Raw genomic sequence first — 16,063 nt, forward strand, 5'->3', positions numbered from 1 at the left:
TATGAGAGAGCGATCGGAGCCTATCCATCGATGAGGAACGAAGGTCCGTTAACGGAGCCAGCTCGGAGCTCGATGGGAGGCGGAGCAACAAGGCTTTCCTGGAGGCATACTAACTTCGGCAGCTCGAACTCGGTGTTCCAGGCGATCGGCGCGGAATGGCGGCGGAGCAACTGCGCGGTGAGGTCGGCGCCCTGGGGCGATGCGCGGACATCGTGCATGCAGGTGGTCCGGGTAAAGGCATAGACGATCATAGCCGGCTGCTTGCACTTGAGCGTGACGCCCCGCGAGTTAGACCACGAAACGCCCGTCCTCTCGCGAGGGCGGGCGCTTTGCGTTTTGACCGCACGCCAACACCGAACAGCGCTGGAAGCCTGGAAGAGACTGGCCTACGGGTGCAAATAAGATGAGGATTTAGCCTAAATATAAACTAGGTTGACAAAAATATATAAGCTCCTAAATTGAGGACCTCTGGAAATAAAACGGTATCAGACGAAAGGAAAAGCGAATGCACGAGATTGATCGCGAAATTAAGCGGGTATTGCGCGACATTCCTGTCGAAGGCAGGATACGCTTAGATGGATAACCCAGAAGAAGTTCTGGAAATTCTACTTCCCTCGGCTATCAGGGCCGACAATCAAGGCGCTTCAGACGGAGTTCAACGCTGGACTGGCTGATTTCGGGAGCAGGGGCTGGTACCTGACTCCTCTCGGCCTGAAGGTGCAGGCTGCCTTGGAGCAAAGAGCGAAACATGGTGCATCTGACACCGGAGGAATTGAAGCGGTTCGGGAAGACGCTGTTTGGTGAACACTGGCAGGCTGACCTAACGGCAGCGCTCGATTTGGGAGACAGCAGCCGCCTGCGGGCCATGCTCGCGGGGCGGCGTCCCATCCCGATGAACCTGTCTGAACGACTGCGGACACTCGTCCTTCTTCGGCGCGATGCGCTGGAGGACCTCATCAAGAGTATAGACGCGGCTCCGGATCGCTAGCGCGACGTGGCCTGGATGATGATCTGGGGAGGTCAGGCGCGGCCATATGCCGGCGCTCTGCAGGTGGGGTGGAATCGGCCCAGTTCAGCAACAGGCTCAACCGACGTGCGCCACCCGCGCACCGGTCGGCTGCTGCGCCGCCGGCTCCGCCCACTCCGCTTCACTCAGGGCCGGCTCACTGAACCAGGGGTGATCGGCCCAACTCGCCACGCCAGGCGGCCGCTCCTCCTCGTCAGCGATCGCGGCGACATTGGCCCGGGCTTTCTCCACCACGCTCGACCAGGGGGCGGACGGTGTCGGAACGTCCCCGCATATTCCTAATCTGGGGGCCGTGGGTTCCAATCCCGCCGGGGACATCATTCCTTCATCGGCGCTCGAAAATCAGCCCGCGTGCCCGGCCGGCATTGACCATCAGCTTCTTCCCGTCGGCGGAGAGCACCGCATCGGCCCAGGCGGGATAGAGCGCCGAGGGGATGTGGATGCGCAGGTTGTGCGGTGCCAGCGCCTCGGCGTGCCATGCCGAGGCCGATGTCCGGACAGGCCCACGGGCGTGGATCTTGCCGCGGCGAATCTGCCAGCGGGCGCCCAGCTCGGTGCAGACCCAGTTGCCGTCCAGCGACGGCGTCTCGGCCAGCTCGACACGCCGGAACTGGCGCCGGGAGCCGGCATCGAACTCCACCTCCATCACCCCGTTCGTCGGGGGCGCGGCCAGGAAGGGAAAGCTGCCCCGCAGCGCCGCGAGCCGGCCGTCGGCCGTGGGAGCCAGCGCGTAGGGAACGCCATGCATGCGGGCCACGCCGTCTTCCCCGACATCCAGGGACAGCCCGTCCTCCTGGCAGAGCCAGGTTCCGACCATTGCCGAATGGTCCACCTCCGGCGGCGCGGGCAGCAGGTCGGGATCCTCCGCCAGCGCCGCCGCGGCCGCCTGATTGGCCATGACGGCGGGTTCGAGCGCGGCATTGTTGGCGATGGCGACGATGGTGAGCCCCTTGGACGGGAACCGCAGATAGGCCGTCTTGTAGCCGGGCCAGAGCCCGCCATGGCTGACGCTGCGCAGCCCGCGCCAGACATCCACCTGGAGGCCGCGCGCATAGCGCCCGGGCTCGCCATTCGGGAATGGCACCAGCGCCTCCAGCTCCGCCGCGATTCCGCCCAGCGCGCCGCGTTCCATGGCCTGCGACCAGAGCATCAGGTCCTCGACGCAGGAGACCAGCCCGCCCTCGCCGCCCAGCGGGAAGCCGTGCGGGGCGCGGGTGAATCCGCCCGCGCCGTCGGCCAGGTAGCCGGTGGCGAGGCCCGGGACCGGCGCCGCGAGCTGGGGCGTGTGGCACGTCCGCGTCATGCCGAACGGCCGGAAGATGCGCGCCTCGAGGAATTCCGCGAGGCTCCGGCCCGACAGCTGCTCCACCACCTGGCCCAGCAGGCGGAAACCGCTGTTGGAGTAGAGATAGCGCGAGCCGGGCGGGAAGTTCAGCGTCGCCTGGCGCGCGATGGCCGCGTCCAGCTCCGCCTCGGTCAGCGGCGTGCCGAGATCCACGCCGCCCAGCCGGTTGAGCTCCAGCATGTCCCGCAGGCCCGAGGTGTTGCGCATGAGATGGTCGAGCGTGATGCTGCCCAGGATGGGCGGCAGATGCGGCAGGTGCTTCCGGACGGAATCGGTCGGAGCGAGCTTTCCGTCGCGGGCGAGCAGCAGGATGGCGGCACAGGTGAACTGCTTGGAGACGGAGGCGATGCGAAAGGCGGTGCCGGGCCCGATCGGCACGCCCAGCTCGATCGAGGCGAGCCCGCCCGAGCGGTGCAGCAGCATCTTCCCGTCGCGCGCGATGCCGATGGTCGCGCCCGGGGCGCCGGCCGGCAGATCGAGCAGGCGCTCCACGCGCCGGTTGAGGCGGAGCAGGTCGAGATCGGTCATGCGCGGAAATCCCCCCAGTCCCAGGATTTTAGACACGGATCCGGCGAGGGTGGAATGCGGGTCCTGATCCTCGGCGCCGGCGGCCATGGCCGCGCCGTCTGCGAGGCCGCGCTGGATGCGGGCTTCGAGGTGGCGGGCTTCCTTGACGGAAGGGGCTCCCTGCCGGACGTTCTCGGCCTGCCGGTGCGGGGCGAGGCCGCGCATGGCGGCGGACCCGTGCTGGTCGCGCTCGGCGACAACGCGGCGCGCCTGGCCGCGGCCGGGCGCCTGCGCGCGCCCTTGCCCACCCTGCTGCACCCCTCCGCGGTCCGCGCCCGCAGCGCCGGGCTCGCCGAAGGGGCCGTGGTCATGCCGCGGGCCGTGCTCGGGGCCCAGGCGCGGATCGGGCGGCTGGCCCTGGTGAACACCGGCGCCATCGTCGAGCACGATGTGGAGCTGGGCGAGGGGGCCCATGTCGCCCCCGGCGCGGTGCTTTGCGGCGGCGTCCGGATCGGGGCGCGGGCGCTGGTCGGGGCGGGGGCGGTGGTCGCGCCCAATATCCGGGTGGGAGAAGGTGCCGTGATCGGCGCCGGAGCTTCCGTCGTTACGGATGTGGACGCCTTTTCACGCGTTGCAGGCGTGCCGGCGAGAATCTTGTTGTGACAAATATTTGCAGCTTCCGACGCGGCCTTTTTCGGCCCCTATGTTCCGGTGGGTAGAGGAAGGGTTAAGCTTTTCCTGTGGCAATGGTGTAGCATTGCGGGGCGCGCCGTTGGCCGGTCGGCGTCCCGCATGGCCCAGCCGGCGGGAAAGGCGTATGGAATCGTAGGAATGAGGCTGTTCGCATGAAGCTCAAGGTCGGGACCACCGCCGCCGTCGTGGGCGCCTTCGCGGCTGGCATCATCATCGGCCCGCAGGTCGCCGCCTTCGCGCAGGCGGATGGCGGCCGTGCCGAAACCTATCGGCTTCTGCAGCTCTTCGGTGACGTCTTCGCGCGCGTCCGCGCCGAATATGTCGAGCCCGTGCAGGACCGCGACCTGGTCGAGAACGCCGTCAACGGCATGCTGACGGGGCTGGATCCGCACAGCGCCTACCTCAACCCGCGCAACTTCCGCGACATGCAGGTGCAGACGCGTGGCGAGTTCGGCGGCCTCGGCATCGAGGTGACGCAGGAGAACGGCTATATCCGCGTGATCTCGCCGATCGACGAGACGCCCGCCGCCCGCGCCGGCGTGAAGCCCGGCGACTTCATCACGATGCTGAACGGCACCAGCACCCAGGGCCTGACCTTGCAGGAAGCGGTCGAGCAGATGCGCGGCGAGCGCGGCACCGCGATCCGCCTCACCATCCGCCGGGAGGGCGAGCAGCGCCCCATCGAGATCTCCATCACGCGCGACGTGATCCGCCCGCAGGTGGTGCGCTACCGGCTGGAGGGGAACGACGTGGCCTATATCCGCGTCACCTCCTTCAACGAGCAGACCGACACCAACCTGCGCCGCGCCATGACGGCGATGCGCCAGCAGTCGGGCAACAACCTCAAGGGCGTCGTCCTCGATCTGCGCAACAACCCGGGCGGCCTGCTCGACCAGGCGGTCCAGGTGGCCGACGACCTGCTGGAGCAGGGCGAGATCGTCTCCACCCGCGCCCGCCGTCCGGAGGACGCCCAGCGCTGGAACGCCCGCGCCGGCGACATCACCGGCGGCCTGCCGATCGTGGTGCTGGTGAATGGCGGCAGCGCCTCGGCCAGCGAGATCGTGGCCGGCGCCCTGCAGGACCATCGCCGCGCCGTGGTCATCGGCACGCGCAGCTTCGGCAAGGGCTCGGTCCAGACGGTGATGCCGCTGGGCGGCAACAACGGCGCCATCCGGCTGACGACGGCGCGCTACTACACGCCCTCCGGCCGTTCCATCCAGTCCACCGGCATCGAGCCGGACATCGAGGTTCGCCCCGCGCGGCAGGATCCGCAAACGGCCGCGGCCGCCACGCCGCCCTCCCGCGAGCGTGAGGCCGATCTGCGCCGCGCGCTGCGGGCCGAGGGCACCGAGGCGCAGAACGGCGCCGTGCCGCTGCCGCCGCTGAACCTGCCGGCCGCCGTCACGGATCGTGTGCAGCGCCAGCCCCCCGAGGGCTTCCCGGCGCTCGACCTCACCAAACCGGAGACGGACTTCCAGCTCCAGCAGGGCATCGCGCTGGTCCGCTCCATGGCGTCGCAGCCCCAGCGCCGGGCGCAGCGCTGATCCTGTGACGCCGTGACCGACGATCCTGTTCGCCGGAGTCACGGCTGGCGCTGGCTCGGCGTCTTCTGGATCCTGGTGATCCTGGGCTTCGGCGGGGGAGCCCTGCGGCTCGCCGCGCTCGGGCCGCCGGACAGCGCGCCCGTGGCGGCCGCCGCCGACGAGCCGCCCGCGCCGGTCGAGGCCGCGCCCGCCATCGCCTGGAGCGCCTTGCAGACGCGGCTGCCGTCCGGGCTGCAGCGCTACATCGATCCGAACCTCATCGAGGGCAGCGCCGCGGGTGTCCTGCCGAAGATCGGGCCGGACGGGCTGATGCCGCTGCGCGCCTATGCGCGCGATTTCAACCGCGACGAGACGCGGCCGCGCGTGGCGCTGATCCTGGGCGGGATCGGTCTGTCCAATGCGCTGTCGGAGCAGGCGATCGACACGCTGCCGCTCACCGTGGCGCTGGCCTTCAACCCCTATGCCGCCCGGCCCGACCCGCTCATCGAGCGCGCGCGGCGCCGCGGCTTCGAGACGCTGCTCGCCATCCCCATGGAGCCCGCAGGCTTCCCGATGAACGATCCGGGCAACCGCGCGCTGCTGACCGGTCTACCATGGGCGGAGAATGCCCAGCGGCTGGACTGGCTGCTGGCGCGCTACCCCGGCCATGTCGGCGCCGTGGGCGGGATGGGCGCCCTGCGCGGCGAGCGATTCGCGGCCCTGGCCGAGCCTTTCTCGCGGATGCAGATCGCGCTGGCCGACCGGGGGCTGCTCTATTTCGATCCGCGCCCCGGCGCCGGCAACCCGGAGCGCGCCTGGGGCCGCAGCGTCGACGTGGTGGTAGACGATCCCGCCACGCGCGGCGAAATCGATGCCCGGCTGGCGCAGCTGGAGCGCGTGGCCCGGTCGCGCGGCGCCGCGCTCGGCTATCTCGGCGAGGTGACGCCCGTCGCGCTGGAGCGCATCTCGGCCTGGGCCGCGGGGATCGAGATGCGCAGCGTCGTGCTCGCGCCGGTGACGGCGGTGATGAGTCGCCCGCGCGGCGCGGAGGCGAGCCGCCCGCAGGGCGCGAACCGCGCGGAGACCGCCTCTCGATGAAGCTGCCCTACCGGCCGAATGTCGGCGCCGTCCTGTTCAATGCGGAGGGGCTGATCCTCGTCGCGCGCCGCGCCGACATGCCCAATGCCGAGGGTGCGGCCGGCGGCTGGCAGCTGCCCCAGGGCGGCGTCGACCCGGGCGAGGACCTGCGGGTGGCCGTTCTGCGCGAGCTGGAGGAGGAGGTCGGCACCGCCAAGGCCGAGATCCTCGCCGAGCATCCGGAGTGGCTGAACTACGACCTTCCGCCGGAATTGCTCGGCAAGGCGCTGGGCGGGAAATTCCGGGGGCAGACCCAGAAATGGTTCGCCCTGCGCTTCACCGGGACGGATGCCGATATCCGCCTGGACCTCGACCCGCATCCGGAATTCGACGCCTGGCGCTGGGCGCTTCTGTCGGAACTCCCGGCCATGGCCGTGGCGTTCAAGCGCGAGATCTATGAGCGGCTGGCGCAGGATTTTGCGCCCTTCGCAAAGGGGTAGGACGGCCTTCCGAGAATCCGGCCGCACGGCGGCCAGAGGCCGCGCCCGGCGACCGAGGGCAGCTAGAAAGCCTCGAAGAACAGCTTGCTCGCCATCCCTAGCCCCAGCAGCGCCAGTCCCATGGAGGCCGCCGGCCACCAGGTCCGCACGCCATTGGCCACCACCAGCGCATTGGCCGCGAGCGAGCCCACGATCGCCACCACGGGCTGCAGCCAGTCCAGCTTCCAGAAGCCGAAGACGATCAGCGCCAGCCACATGCCGAAGGAGAACCTCCCGAGCAGCCGGAAGGCGCGGTCGGCCGGCGGGTGTTCCGGCCGCAGCCCCGGCGTGCTGCACCGGTTCTCGATCATCCCGGCCGCCCCCAGGCACAGCATCGCGAGGAAGTAGAGGTTCATCCCCAGGCTTGTGCCCGACCGCACCGCACTTGCGAAGGCCGCCCGCTCGGGCGAACACTCAGGCCGCCACCCGAAAGGACCCCGCGTGAAGAAATTCGCCAGCACTGAACGCTACATCGCCCCCCGCGAGCTGGAGGTGGCCGTCAACGCCGCCGTGGCCCTCCAGCGCCCGCTGCTGGTGAAGGGCGAGCCCGGCACGGGCAAGACGGTGCTGGCCCAGGAGATCGCCCGCAGCCTCGGCCTGCCGCTGATCGAATGGCACATCAAGTCGACCACCAAAGCGCAGCAGGGGCTCTACGAATACGACGCGGTGAGCCGCCTGCGCGACGGCCAGCTCGGCGACGAGCGGGTGCGCGACGTGTCCAACTACATCATCCGCGGGAAGCTCTGGGAGGCCTTCACCTCGGACACGCCGGTCGTGCTGCTGATCGACGAGATCGACAAGGCCGACATCGAGTTCCCCAACGACCTGCTGCTCGAGCTCGACCGCATGCAGTTCCACGTCTACGAGACGCGGGAGACGATCGTGGCGCGGCAGCGCCCCATCGTCATCATCACCTCGAACAACGAGAAGGAGCTGCCGGACGCCTTCCTGCGCCGCTGCTTCTTCCACTTCATCCGCTTCCCCGACCGGGAGACGATGGAGCGCATCCTGCACAGCCACTATCCGGACCTGCGCGCGGACCTGGCGCGCGAGGCGCTGAACGTGTTCTTCCAGATCCGCGAGGTCGGCGAGCTGAAGAAGAAGCCCGCGACCTCGGAGCTGCTGGACTGGCTGAAGCTGCTGATGATCGAGGACATGCCGGCCGAGGCGCTGCGGACGAGCGACGCGAAGGTCGCGATCCCGCCGCTCTACGGCGCGCTGCTGAAGAACGAGCAGGACGTGCATCTCTTCGAGCGGCTGGCCTTCCTGAATCGCGCGCGGCGATGAGGAATTTCGGCATGCGCAGGAAATGCCTCATCGCTTCTTTTGCGGGCCGATTCACGCCATGGCTGCAAGCAGCCGTCGGCGATCGGAGCTGAGCCGATGTTCGCGCCCTTCATCCTGGAGCTGCGGCGGGCGGGGCTGCCGGCCTCGATCACCGAATGGCTCATGCTGATGGGCGCGATGAAGGAGGGCGTCGCGGACTACGATCTCGACGACTTCTACTATCTGGCGCGCGCCACGCTGGTGAAGGACGAGCGGCACCTCGACCGCTTCGACCAGGCCTTCGGCCATTTCTTCAAGGGCCTGGAGCCCGAGACGACGGTGACGGGCGAGATCATCCAGCGCGAGCTGCCCGCCGAGTGGCTGAAGAAGCTGGCCGAACGCCTCTTCACCGAGGAGGAGCGCGCGAAGATCGAGGCCCTCGGCGGCTTCGACAAGCTGATGGAGACGCTGAAGCAGCGCCTCGCCGAGCAGAAGGGCCGTCACCAGGGCGGCAGCCGCTGGATCGGCACCAATGGCACCTCCCCCTTCGGCGCCGAGGGCTACAACCCCGAAGGCGTGCGCATCGGCCAGGAGGGTTCACGCCATCGCCGCGCGGTGAAGGTCTGGGACAAGCGCGAGTTCCGCGACCTCGACGACGACGCGGCGCTCAGCTCCCGGGCGATGAAGCTGGCGCTGCGCCGCCTGCGCCGCTTCGCGCGCCAGGGCGAGGCCAACGAGCTCGACGTGAACGGCACGATCGGCGCCACCGCGCGCAATGCGGGCACGCTCGACATCAAGATGCAGGCCGAGCGGCGCAATGCGGTGAAGGTGCTGCTGCTGCTCGACATCGGCGGCAGCATGGACGACCACATCCGCGCCTCGGAGGAGCTGTTCTCCGCCGCGAAATCCGAGTTCAAGCACCTCGTCCACCTCTACTTCCACAACTGCCCCTATGAGCGCTTCTGGAAGTCCAACCGCCGCCGCCACGAGCAGCAGATCCCGACCTGGGACGTGCTGCGCACCTATGGGCCGGACTGGCGCGTGGTCTTCGTGGGCGACGCGTCCATGTCGCCCTACGAGGTGGTCGAGCCCGGTGGCAGCGTGGAGCACTGGAACGAGGAGGCCGGAAAGGTCTGGATGAAGCGCATCACCGGCCATTTCCGCCGTGTCGCCTGGCTGAACCCGACGCCGCAGAAGCATTGGGGCTACACGGCCACGATCGGCATGCTCCAGGACGCGGTGGAGGGCCGCATGTTCCCGATGACGCTGGATGGCCTCGACGGGCTGGCCAAGGCGCTGCGGTAGGCTTCAGCGGGGCGGCGCGCCGCGCTCCAGGAAGGCCTGGACGTGCCGGATCGACTGATTGATGACCTGATCCATGTCCAGATACTGGTAGGTGCCGCAGCGGCCGATGAAGCTCATGCGGGGCGCCTGCTGCCCGGCGCGGTGGCGATAGGCCTCGTAGCGGCGCTGGAAGCGGCCATCCGCCGTCTTCACCGGGTAGTACCGCTCGAGGTGGTTGTCCCGATAGTCGCAGGGCTCTTCCGAGGTCACCGTCCGGTGGCCGGTCTCCTCCACGAGATGGTCGGGCAGCAGCTCCCAGCGCGTGAACCGCGTGAGCGGCGCGGCATCGGTGAAGTTCCTGGTGTGGAAGAGGTGCGGCCCATAGCGGTGCACCCGCAGGCCGTTGGCGTCGACCTCGTCATGCGCATTGCCGGCGAGGTGAGGGCGCCGGTCGATGACCTGGACGCGATGCCCGGCCTCGGCAAGCTCCCGCGCATGCACGGCGCCGGCGAGGCCGGCACCGACCACCAGATAGGAGGCGGTCAGCCCAGCTTCCCTTCTTCCCTGAGATAGTCGAGGAAGTCGCGCAGGGTGGCGATGTCGACATGCGCTTCCTCGTCGCGCCATTCGGGGATCGAGTAGTAGCCGCCGAGGCCCAGCAGCTGGCTCAGGGTGATGATCCAGCTCGGTGACATCGGCATTCCGTTGGGCCGCCTCGGCCGAGGCTTGCGTGGACGGGCGGTGATCTCGATCACGGTGGCGTCGCCCGGAAGGAAGAGCTGGTTCATCATCCCGGCGCCGTGCAGGCCGATGAGGACGGAGGTGCCGCGGAACAGCTCCATCTGCTCCCGCGGGGACAGGGTCTCGCAGTGCATCCTGACGAAACCGTACTCGTCCAGGAGCGCCTCCAGGGCAGGGAGGTTGTCCAGCCGGCGCGGGTCGGGGGCGGGCGGGTTCGGGCGGGCGATATAGACCGGTCGGCGCGACGCCGGCGGGCGGTCCGAGCCGGCGATCCGCTGCATCCTTTCCCGCGCATGCCGCAGGGCAGGAACGGAGACCGCGACGGAGGACATCGGATTGCGCGGCATGACGACGCGCTCGATCTGCCAGACCAGGCCGGGACTGATCGTCGCGATCGGGTGGTCGCCGCGGAAGGCCTCCAGCAGGGCCTGTTGCATCGGCAGGGGGTGATGGCCGGCGAGCAGGGTGGCCCCGCGCCGGAGCTCTTCGGGCAAATGATCGAAGATGTGGAAGCGGGGCAGCACGTCATGCACGAAATGGCCGAAATTGCGCGTATGACCGTGCGTCAGCAGGAAATACGTCCCGGATTTCTTCACCGGCGGCTTGTGCGATGAAATCTCGGTTCCGTCCGCCGTCGGTGTCGCACCGTAGTCGCGGAGATAGCGCTGCATCCATTCCGGCCCGAGATCGCCGGAGTCCTTCTTGCGGAAGAGCATGTCCTCCATGAAGAAGTCGTTGCCCTCCACCACGGCGCCCATCCGGGTGACGAAGACATTCTCGAACACCACGTATTCGTCGGGGATCGCCCCGACCGTGCCGCCCCAGTCAACGGGATTTAATGCAACGGGATTTGAGGCCACGGGATTTGAAGCGGCGGGGCGTCCGGCTTCCTGCCCGGCCGGCTGCGGCCCGATGCGCCTGACCCGGCCGAGGGGGCGGAGGGATGCGAAGTTGCGGGAGGTGACGGTCCTGCTCCAGGCCGCGGGGCCACTGCGCTCGGAGGAGGTCTCGGCGGCGATGATCTCCTGGAAATCCGGCATCAGCACGTCCTCGCTCATCCCGCCGAGGATAAATGGCCTGGTTCGGAACGAGCAAACGTCGATCTCCCCGCGCATAATCGGCGCGATGCGATGAAGAATTCCTCGCCGGGACGCCGATCAGGCGTTGGGCCGGAGGATCTGCCGCAGCACGGTGCCGTCGGACAGGCGATCGAAGCCCAGATTGATCTCTTCGAGCGACACGAAGCCGCTCTTCAGCTTGTCCACGGGCAGCTTGCCGCGCCGGTAGAGCGACAGCAGCATCGGCAGGTCGCGCTGCGGCACGCAGCTGCCCATGTAGCTGCCGCGGATGCTGCGCTCCTCGCTGACCAGCGCCGCGTGCAGATAGGAGAATTTCGCCGCGACGTTCGGCAGCCCCGCGCTGATGGTGCTGCCGCCGCGCGCGGTGATGGCATAGGCCAGCTCCAGCGCGGGAATGCTCCCGGCGGTCTCGACGACGGTGTCGACGCCGCCCGCCGTCGCGTCGCGCACCGCGGCCGCGCAATCGGCATTGCCGGCGAGGAAGGTGTCGGTCGCGCCCCACTCCTTCGCGAGTTCCAGCTTCGCCGCGCTGGTATCGACGGCGATGATGCGCGAGGCACCCGCCGCGACGGCCGCCATCAGCGCGTTCATCCCCACGCCGCCGAGCCCGACCACGGCGATCTCCTCGCCGGGGCGCAGCCGCGCGGTGTTGAGCACGGCGCCGGCCCCGGTCATCACCGCGCAGCCGAAGATGGCCGCATCCTCCAGCGGGATGTCCTTGTCGATCTTCACCAGGCTGTCGCGCATCACCACCGCGAATTGCGCGAAGAGCGAGAGGCCGGAATTGTGGTTGATCGCCTCGCCGTTCAGCCGGTTGAGCCGCTTGGCGCCCGACATCAGCGTGCCCTTGGCGCGCGTCGCGAAGGAGGAGGCGCAGATGTTCGGCCGGCCGCGCACGCAATAGCGGCACTCGCCGCAACTCGTCACGAAGAGCGCGATGACATGATCGCCCTCGGTCAGGCCCGTCACGCCCTCGCCGAGCGCGCGGACGATGCCCGCCCCCTCATGGCCGATGATGATGGGCAGCGGGCGCGGCCTCTGGTTCTCGACGGTCGACAGGTCCGAATGGCAGAGGCCGGCGGCGGCGATCTCGATCAGCACCTCGCCGGGGCCGGGCGCCTCGAGCTCGACCTCCTCGATCTGCATGGGCTTCGTTTCGGCATAGGGGCGCGGCATCCCCTGGGCGTGCAGAACGGCGGCCTTCATGCGCATGCGGAACTTTTCCTCCTGGATCGGGGCAGGCTGGACGCGACCGCGGAGCCTGTCCAGCATGGCGGAAACAAGGGGACGTGAAATGACCTGGGATCTCTATGCCATCCGCTACGCCACCAACCCCCGGAAGAAGGCGCGGGACAATTTCGTCATGGCCCCGGCGGACCCGCACGACACCCTCATGCCCATGGACTACTTCGTCTGGGCGGCGGTGAAGGACGGCCGCGCCGTCCTGATCGACAGCGGCGCCGACAGGAAGCTGTGCGAGGCGCGCGGCAACGACTTCCTGCGTTGCCCGACGGAGGGTCTCAAGGAGATCGGCGTCGATGCGACGAAGATCGACACCGTCGTCAGCACCCATCTGCACTGGGACCATGCCGGCAACTTCGAGAAGTTTCCCCGTGCGCGCTTCCACGCCCAGGCCTGCGAAATCGCGCATGCCACCGGCCCCTGCATGTGCAAGCCCTTCATGCGCCGCGCCTATGACGTGGAGCAGATCGTGGACTTCGTCCGCCTGGTCCATGGCGACCGCGTGCAGTTCCACGAGGGCGAGGGCGTGGTGGCCGACGGCATCACGGTGCGCCACGTCGGCGGTCATGCGGCCGGGCTCCAGGTCGCGCGGGTGCACACGAAGCGCGGCTGGGTCGTCGTGGCCTCGGACGCGATGCATTATTTCGCCAATGGCGAGACGGGCAATCCGTTCCCGGTGCTGGTGAACGTGACGGAGTATCTCGACGGGATCGCGATGCTGCCGCGGCTGGGCGAGGGCAAGGACCACGTGATCGCGGGGCACGACCCCCGGGTCCGGACCATGTACCCGGAGGTGGCGAAGGACGTGTACCGCCTGGATGTGACGCCGGCGGGCTGACATAGCCCGCCGGAGCCTGGGCTGGTTGCGCCGATCAACCGACCGGGTTGGTCAGCTCGCCGATGCCCTCGACGTAGATCTTCACCACGTCGCCGGTCTTGAGCACCTGCGGCGGGGTCATGGCATAGCCGACGCCCTCGGGCGTGCCGGTCATGATCACGTCGCCGGGGAGCAGGGTGAAGCCCTTCGAGAGGTGATGGATGATGTCCTTCACGTCGAAGATCATCTTGCTCGTCCGGCTGGACTGCCGCTGCTCGCCGTTGACCCAGAGCTGGATGGCGATGTCGGAGGCGTCCAGGTCCTCGGCCGGGACGATCCAGGGGCCGAGCGGGCAGGAGCCGTCGAGCGACTTGCCCTTGAACCATTGGCCGTAGCGGCGCTGCAGGTCGCGTCCCGTGACGTCGTTGGCGATGGTCCAGCCGAAGACGTGGCCCAGCGCATCCTCCTTCTCGATGTTCGCGCCGGGCTTGCCGATGATCAGCGTGAGCTCCGCCTCGTAGTCGAGCCACTGCGTCACGCCGGTGGCGCCGTGGTCGGGGATGGTGTCGCCTGCGGCGATGACGCTCTCGGGGGCCTTGGTGAAGAACTGCGGGAACTTGGGCAGCTCGCTGCTGGTGATGCCGCGCGTCCGGTCGCCCTCGGCGACATGGTCCATGTAGTTGCGGCCCACGCAGAAGATGTTGCGCGCGGGGCGGGGCAGCGGGGCGAGCAGCTTGGTCGAGGCCAGGGCGATTTTTGCGGCCGCGGGGGGATTTGCAACCTGGGCGCGTATCCGGGCAACGGCGGACGACCCCTCGGCGATCACGGCGGCGAGATCGGCATAGGGAAGCCCCGCCGCCTGGAGGTCCAGGATCTCGGAACCGCCGAGCATGGCGCCGGGCCTTGGACCGGAAGCGGTTGAGAAGGTTACAAGTTTCAATGCCATGCTTCGTTCCTCCAGAAGAGCAGCCGCAAAGGGACGGCGGGGCGCGTCCGTTGACAAGCCCTGCCGTTCAGTCCAATCAAAATTTGTACATTTTTCGCATTCCTGGTACAGGTGAGCGCATCCGTCTGGGAGTTGCACCCATATGTTGTGCCGCCGAGCCACCGTCCTGGCGCTGCCGACCCTCGCGCTGCCGACCTGGGCCATGCCCATGCTTCTTGCCGGCACGGGCGTCCGGGCCCAGCCCGCTCAGCACAGGCTTCGCGCCGAATGGGCCGGATTTCGTGATCGCTTCATGGCACCAGACGGCCGCATCGTGGACAGCGGGAACCAGAACGTCTCGCATACGGAGGGGCAGGGCTGGGCCATGCTCGCCGCCGTCCGGGCCGACGACCGGCCGAGCTTCGACCGCCTGCGCGGCTGGACCATGAGGGCCCTCAAGCGGCCCGGCGACGAGCTCTTCTCCTGGCGCTTCCAGCCTCGGGCCGCCCGCCCGGTCGGGGATCCCAACAACGCCACCGACGGCGACCTCTTCATCGCATGGGCGCTGCTCGAGGCGGGCGAGCGCTGGGGCCGGCGCGACTGCGCGCAGCAGGGGCGGGCCATGGCCCGGGACATCCTGCGGCTGCTGGTCGGCACGGCCGGGCCCTATACGATCCTTCTCCCCGGGGCGCAGGGATTCCGGCGGGAGGAGCACGTGGTCGTGAACCCGTCCTACTATGCTTTTCCGGCGATCCGCGCGCTCGCGGCGGCGGTGCCCGACCCCGCCTGGCTGAGCGTCGCGGCGGATGGCGTGGCACTGCTGCGCGAAGGGCGCTTCGGCCGCTGGGGCCTGCCGCCCGACTGGCTGCTGGTCCGCCGCTCCGACGGTCGGCTCGGGCTTCCGGCGGACTGGCCGCCGCGCTTCTCCTACGATGCGGTGCGCGTGCCGCTCTACATGGCCTGGGTGGGGCTCGGCGCCGAGCCGGGGCTGACCGGCCCGGCCGAGTTCTGGAACGACCCCAGGCACCGCCACCTGCCCGCCTGGGCCGATCTCACGACCGACGGCATCTCTCCCTATGCCGCCTCCCACGGCATCGCCGACGTGGCCCGTCTCGCGACGGCCCACCGCTCCGGCGGCGAGCTCGGGATGGCCCCGCGGCCGGCCTCCTCGATCGCGACCGACTACTACTCCGCCGCTCTCAGCCTGCTGTCATCGCTGGCTGCCCGGGACTCAGGCATGGTTTAACGGGCACACTTCGTCAGGAAAGCGTCCCGCGTCGAAAAAATGGTTTGCGGGAATTTACTTTGTAGGCATTCTCCGGCCCGATCCTGATTGAGGTTGTGTGTGTCGATGGCGAAGGAACCGGACGTAGCGCGCGTCGCTGCGGCGTTTAACGCGCCTGGGCTCAAGTATCGTAGCTTCGGCAATATGCCTGTCCGCAACGATGCCCCGCGCAGCGACGCAGCCACCCAGGATCCGGAAGCCGTCCTCCGTGAGATCCGCTCGGCTTCCGCGGCCGCGCGTCAGGCCGAGATCGAAGCGGCGACCCTGCGGATGAGCCCGCCCTTGCCGGAACCGGAAGAGCCGACCCTCTCGATCGCTCCGGAACCGCGCCTGGTCGAGGCGTCCCTGACTTCCCCGCCCCCGCCCCCGCCCCCGCCGGAGCCCGCGCCTCCGCCGGTGATCGAGGCGCCCGTGCCGCCCATCTTTGTGGCTCCGCCTCCTCCGGAGACGCCGCCAGCCAGGCCGGCGGTCGCGCTTCCTGCGGCGCCGCCGATCGTCGCCGTTGCGCCGCCGCCACCGCTTCCCATCGCCATGCCCCTCCGTCCGGCACCCCCCGCGGCCGCCGCTGCGCCCCCGGCCGTCCCTGCGGCGGCCGCGCCGCGGGCCGTCGCGCCGCTCCCGCCCCCGCTGCCGGAGCCTCCGAGGGCTGCCGCGCCTCCGCCGCTGCCCGTCTTGCGCGCCGCGCCGCCTCCGCCTCCGCCGCCGCCGCCGCC

General features: G+C 69.1%; 16 protein-coding genes. 9 read left to right on the forward strand and 7 right to left on the reverse strand.

Annotated features, from left to right (window positions below; genetic code table 11):
* Nucleotides 1-20: 20 nt before the first annotated feature.
* Complete coding sequence (locus EJV46_RS21840) at nt 21-251, reverse strand: hypothetical protein (RefSeq protein ID WP_131550848.1); 231 nt, start codon at nt 249-251, stop codon at nt 21-23.
* A gap of 497 nt (nt 252-748) precedes the next feature.
* On the opposite strand from EJV46_RS21840, the gene EJV46_RS21845 reads away from it, so the two are divergent.
* Nucleotides 749-988 carry a hypothetical protein gene (locus tag EJV46_RS21845; RefSeq protein WP_131550849.1) on the forward strand — a complete coding sequence of 80 codons (240 nt, stop codon included), beginning with the start codon at nt 749-751 and terminating at the stop codon, nt 986-988.
* A 364-nt stretch (nt 989-1,352) separates the two neighbouring features.
* Here the strand turns inward: EJV46_RS21845 and EJV46_RS21850 are convergent, their stop codons facing one another.
* Nucleotides 1,353-2,900 (reverse strand): serine hydrolase, encoded by a 1,548-nt coding sequence (locus EJV46_RS21850; RefSeq protein WP_165585679.1) that lies wholly within the window; start codon nt 2,898-2,900, stop codon nt 1,353-1,355.
* A 54-nt stretch (nt 2,901-2,954) separates the two neighbouring features.
* Between EJV46_RS21850 and EJV46_RS21855 the strand changes: the two genes are divergently transcribed.
* The 4 genes from EJV46_RS21855 to EJV46_RS21870 all read left to right on the forward strand — a co-directional run bounded on the left by EJV46_RS21855 (nt 2,955) and on the right by EJV46_RS21870 (nt 6,672).
* A complete protein-coding gene (locus tag EJV46_RS21855; RefSeq protein ID WP_131550851.1) occupies nt 2,955-3,542 on the forward strand; it encodes a NeuD/PglB/VioB family sugar acetyltransferase in 588 nt (195 codons plus the stop codon).
* A gap of 182 nt (nt 3,543-3,724) precedes the next feature.
* Nucleotides 3,725-5,116, forward strand: coding sequence for a S41 family peptidase (locus tag EJV46_RS21860; RefSeq protein ID WP_131550852.1), 1,392 nt, complete (start codon nt 3,725-3,727; stop codon nt 5,114-5,116).
* A 12-nt stretch (nt 5,117-5,128) separates the two neighbouring features.
* Nucleotides 5,129-6,193, forward strand: a complete 1,065-nt coding sequence (locus EJV46_RS21865; RefSeq protein WP_131550853.1) for a divergent polysaccharide deacetylase family protein — start codon at nt 5,129-5,131, stop codon at nt 6,191-6,193.
* Nucleotides 6,190-6,672 carry an RNA pyrophosphohydrolase gene (locus EJV46_RS21870; protein ID WP_131550854.1) on the forward strand — a complete coding sequence of 161 codons (483 nt, stop codon included), beginning with the start codon at nt 6,190-6,192 and terminating at the stop codon, nt 6,670-6,672. The genes EJV46_RS21865 and EJV46_RS21870 overlap by 4 nt, the downstream gene beginning before the upstream one ends.
* Before the next feature lie 62 nt (nt 6,673-6,734).
* Here the strand turns inward: EJV46_RS21870 and EJV46_RS21875 are convergent, their stop codons facing one another.
* On the reverse strand, nt 6,735-7,067 hold the full coding sequence (locus EJV46_RS21875) for a hypothetical protein (RefSeq protein ID WP_131550855.1): 333 nt from the start codon (nt 7,065-7,067) through the stop codon (nt 6,735-6,737).
* Between the two features lie 85 nt (nt 7,068-7,152).
* Here EJV46_RS21875 and EJV46_RS21880 point away from each other — a divergent pair, with 85 nt between their 5' ends.
* The gene (locus tag EJV46_RS21880; protein WP_131550856.1) at nt 7,153-7,998 is read left to right on the forward strand and encodes a MoxR family ATPase; all 846 of its coding nucleotides are present in this window, start codon (nt 7,153-7,155) and stop codon (nt 7,996-7,998) included.
* Between the two features lie 96 nt (nt 7,999-8,094).
* Nucleotides 8,095-9,282, forward strand: coding sequence for a VWA domain-containing protein (locus EJV46_RS21885; protein WP_131550857.1), 1,188 nt, complete (start codon nt 8,095-8,097; stop codon nt 9,280-9,282).
* Nucleotides 9,283-9,285: 3 nt separating this feature from the next.
* Here EJV46_RS21885 and EJV46_RS21890 read toward each other — a convergent pair whose 3' ends face one another.
* The 3 genes from EJV46_RS21890 to EJV46_RS21900 all read right to left on the reverse strand — a co-directional run bounded on the left by EJV46_RS21890 (nt 9,286) and on the right by EJV46_RS21900 (nt 12,287).
* Entirely contained in the window at nt 9,286-9,789 is a 504-nt protein-coding gene (locus tag EJV46_RS21890) for an FAD-dependent oxidoreductase (protein WP_206020898.1), read from the reverse strand.
* 14 nt (nt 9,790-9,803) lie between these two features.
* Nucleotides 9,804-11,042 carry a DUF563 domain-containing protein gene (locus tag EJV46_RS21895; protein ID WP_165585680.1) on the reverse strand — a complete coding sequence of 413 codons (1,239 nt, stop codon included), beginning with the start codon at nt 11,040-11,042 and terminating at the stop codon, nt 9,804-9,806.
* Nucleotides 11,043-11,159: 117 nt separating this feature from the next.
* Nucleotides 11,160-12,287 carry a zinc-dependent alcohol dehydrogenase family protein gene (locus EJV46_RS21900; protein ID WP_240782697.1) on the reverse strand — a complete coding sequence of 376 codons (1,128 nt, stop codon included), beginning with the start codon at nt 12,285-12,287 and terminating at the stop codon, nt 11,160-11,162.
* A gap of 88 nt (nt 12,288-12,375) precedes the next feature.
* Here EJV46_RS21900 and EJV46_RS21905 point away from each other — a divergent pair, with 88 nt between their 5' ends.
* Complete coding sequence (locus tag EJV46_RS21905) at nt 12,376-13,161, forward strand: N-acyl homoserine lactonase family protein (RefSeq protein WP_165585681.1); 786 nt, start codon at nt 12,376-12,378, stop codon at nt 13,159-13,161.
* A 34-nt stretch (nt 13,162-13,195) separates the two neighbouring features.
* Here EJV46_RS21905 and EJV46_RS21910 read toward each other — a convergent pair whose 3' ends face one another.
* A complete protein-coding gene (locus tag EJV46_RS21910) occupies nt 13,196-14,032 on the reverse strand; it encodes a fumarylacetoacetate hydrolase family protein (RefSeq protein ID WP_240782698.1) in 837 nt (278 codons plus the stop codon).
* A 196-nt stretch (nt 14,033-14,228) separates the two neighbouring features.
* Between EJV46_RS21910 and EJV46_RS21915 the strand changes: the two genes are divergently transcribed.
* Nucleotides 14,229-15,311 carry a glycosyl hydrolase family 8 gene (locus tag EJV46_RS21915; RefSeq protein WP_131550863.1) on the forward strand — a complete coding sequence of 361 codons (1,083 nt, stop codon included), beginning with the start codon at nt 14,229-14,231 and terminating at the stop codon, nt 15,309-15,311.
* Nucleotides 15,312-16,063 lie beyond the last annotated feature (752 nt).

Source organism: Roseococcus sp. SYP-B2431 (genome assembly GCF_004336745.1).
Taxonomy (GTDB): Bacteria; Pseudomonadota; Alphaproteobacteria; order Acetobacterales; family Acetobacteraceae; genus Roseococcus.

What these genes read in the sequence shown, in the direction of transcription:
- EJV46_RS21840 (WP_131550848.1), bottom strand. Translation starts at nt 251, where the DNA reads ATGATCGTCTATGCCTTTACCCGGACCACCTGCATGCACGATGTCCGC.
- EJV46_RS21845 (WP_131550849.1), top strand. Translation starts at nt 749, where the DNA reads ATGGTGCATCTGACACCGGAGGAATTGAAGCGGTTCGGGAAGACGCTG.
- EJV46_RS21850 (WP_165585679.1), bottom strand. Translation starts at nt 2,900, where the DNA reads ATGACCGATCTCGACCTGCTCCGCCTCAACCGGCGCGTGGAGCGCCTG.
- EJV46_RS21855 (WP_131550851.1), top strand. Translation starts at nt 2,955, where the DNA reads ATGCGGGTCCTGATCCTCGGCGCCGGCGGCCATGGCCGCGCCGTCTGC.
- EJV46_RS21860 (WP_131550852.1), top strand. Translation starts at nt 3,725, where the DNA reads ATGAAGCTCAAGGTCGGGACCACCGCCGCCGTCGTGGGCGCCTTCGCG.
- EJV46_RS21870 (WP_131550854.1), top strand. Translation starts at nt 6,190, where the DNA reads ATGAAGCTGCCCTACCGGCCGAATGTCGGCGCCGTCCTGTTCAATGCG.
- EJV46_RS21875 (WP_131550855.1), bottom strand. Translation starts at nt 7,067, where the DNA reads ATGAACCTCTACTTCCTCGCGATGCTGTGCCTGGGGGCGGCCGGGATG.
- EJV46_RS21885 (WP_131550857.1), top strand. Translation starts at nt 8,095, where the DNA reads ATGTTCGCGCCCTTCATCCTGGAGCTGCGGCGGGCGGGGCTGCCGGCC.
- EJV46_RS21895 (WP_165585680.1), bottom strand. Translation starts at nt 11,042, where the DNA reads ATGCCGGATTTCCAGGAGATCATCGCCGCCGAGACCTCCTCCGAGCGC.
- EJV46_RS21900 (WP_240782697.1), bottom strand. Translation starts at nt 12,287, where the DNA reads ATGAAGGCCGCCGTTCTGCACGCCCAGGGGATGCCGCGCCCCTATGCC.
- EJV46_RS21905 (WP_165585681.1), top strand. Translation starts at nt 12,376, where the DNA reads ATGACCTGGGATCTCTATGCCATCCGCTACGCCACCAACCCCCGGAAG.
- EJV46_RS21910 (WP_240782698.1), bottom strand. Translation starts at nt 14,032, where the DNA reads ATGCTCGGCGGTTCCGAGATCCTGGACCTCCAGGCGGCGGGGCTTCCC.
- EJV46_RS21915 (WP_131550863.1), top strand. Translation starts at nt 14,229, where the DNA reads ATGTTGTGCCGCCGAGCCACCGTCCTGGCGCTGCCGACCCTCGCGCTG.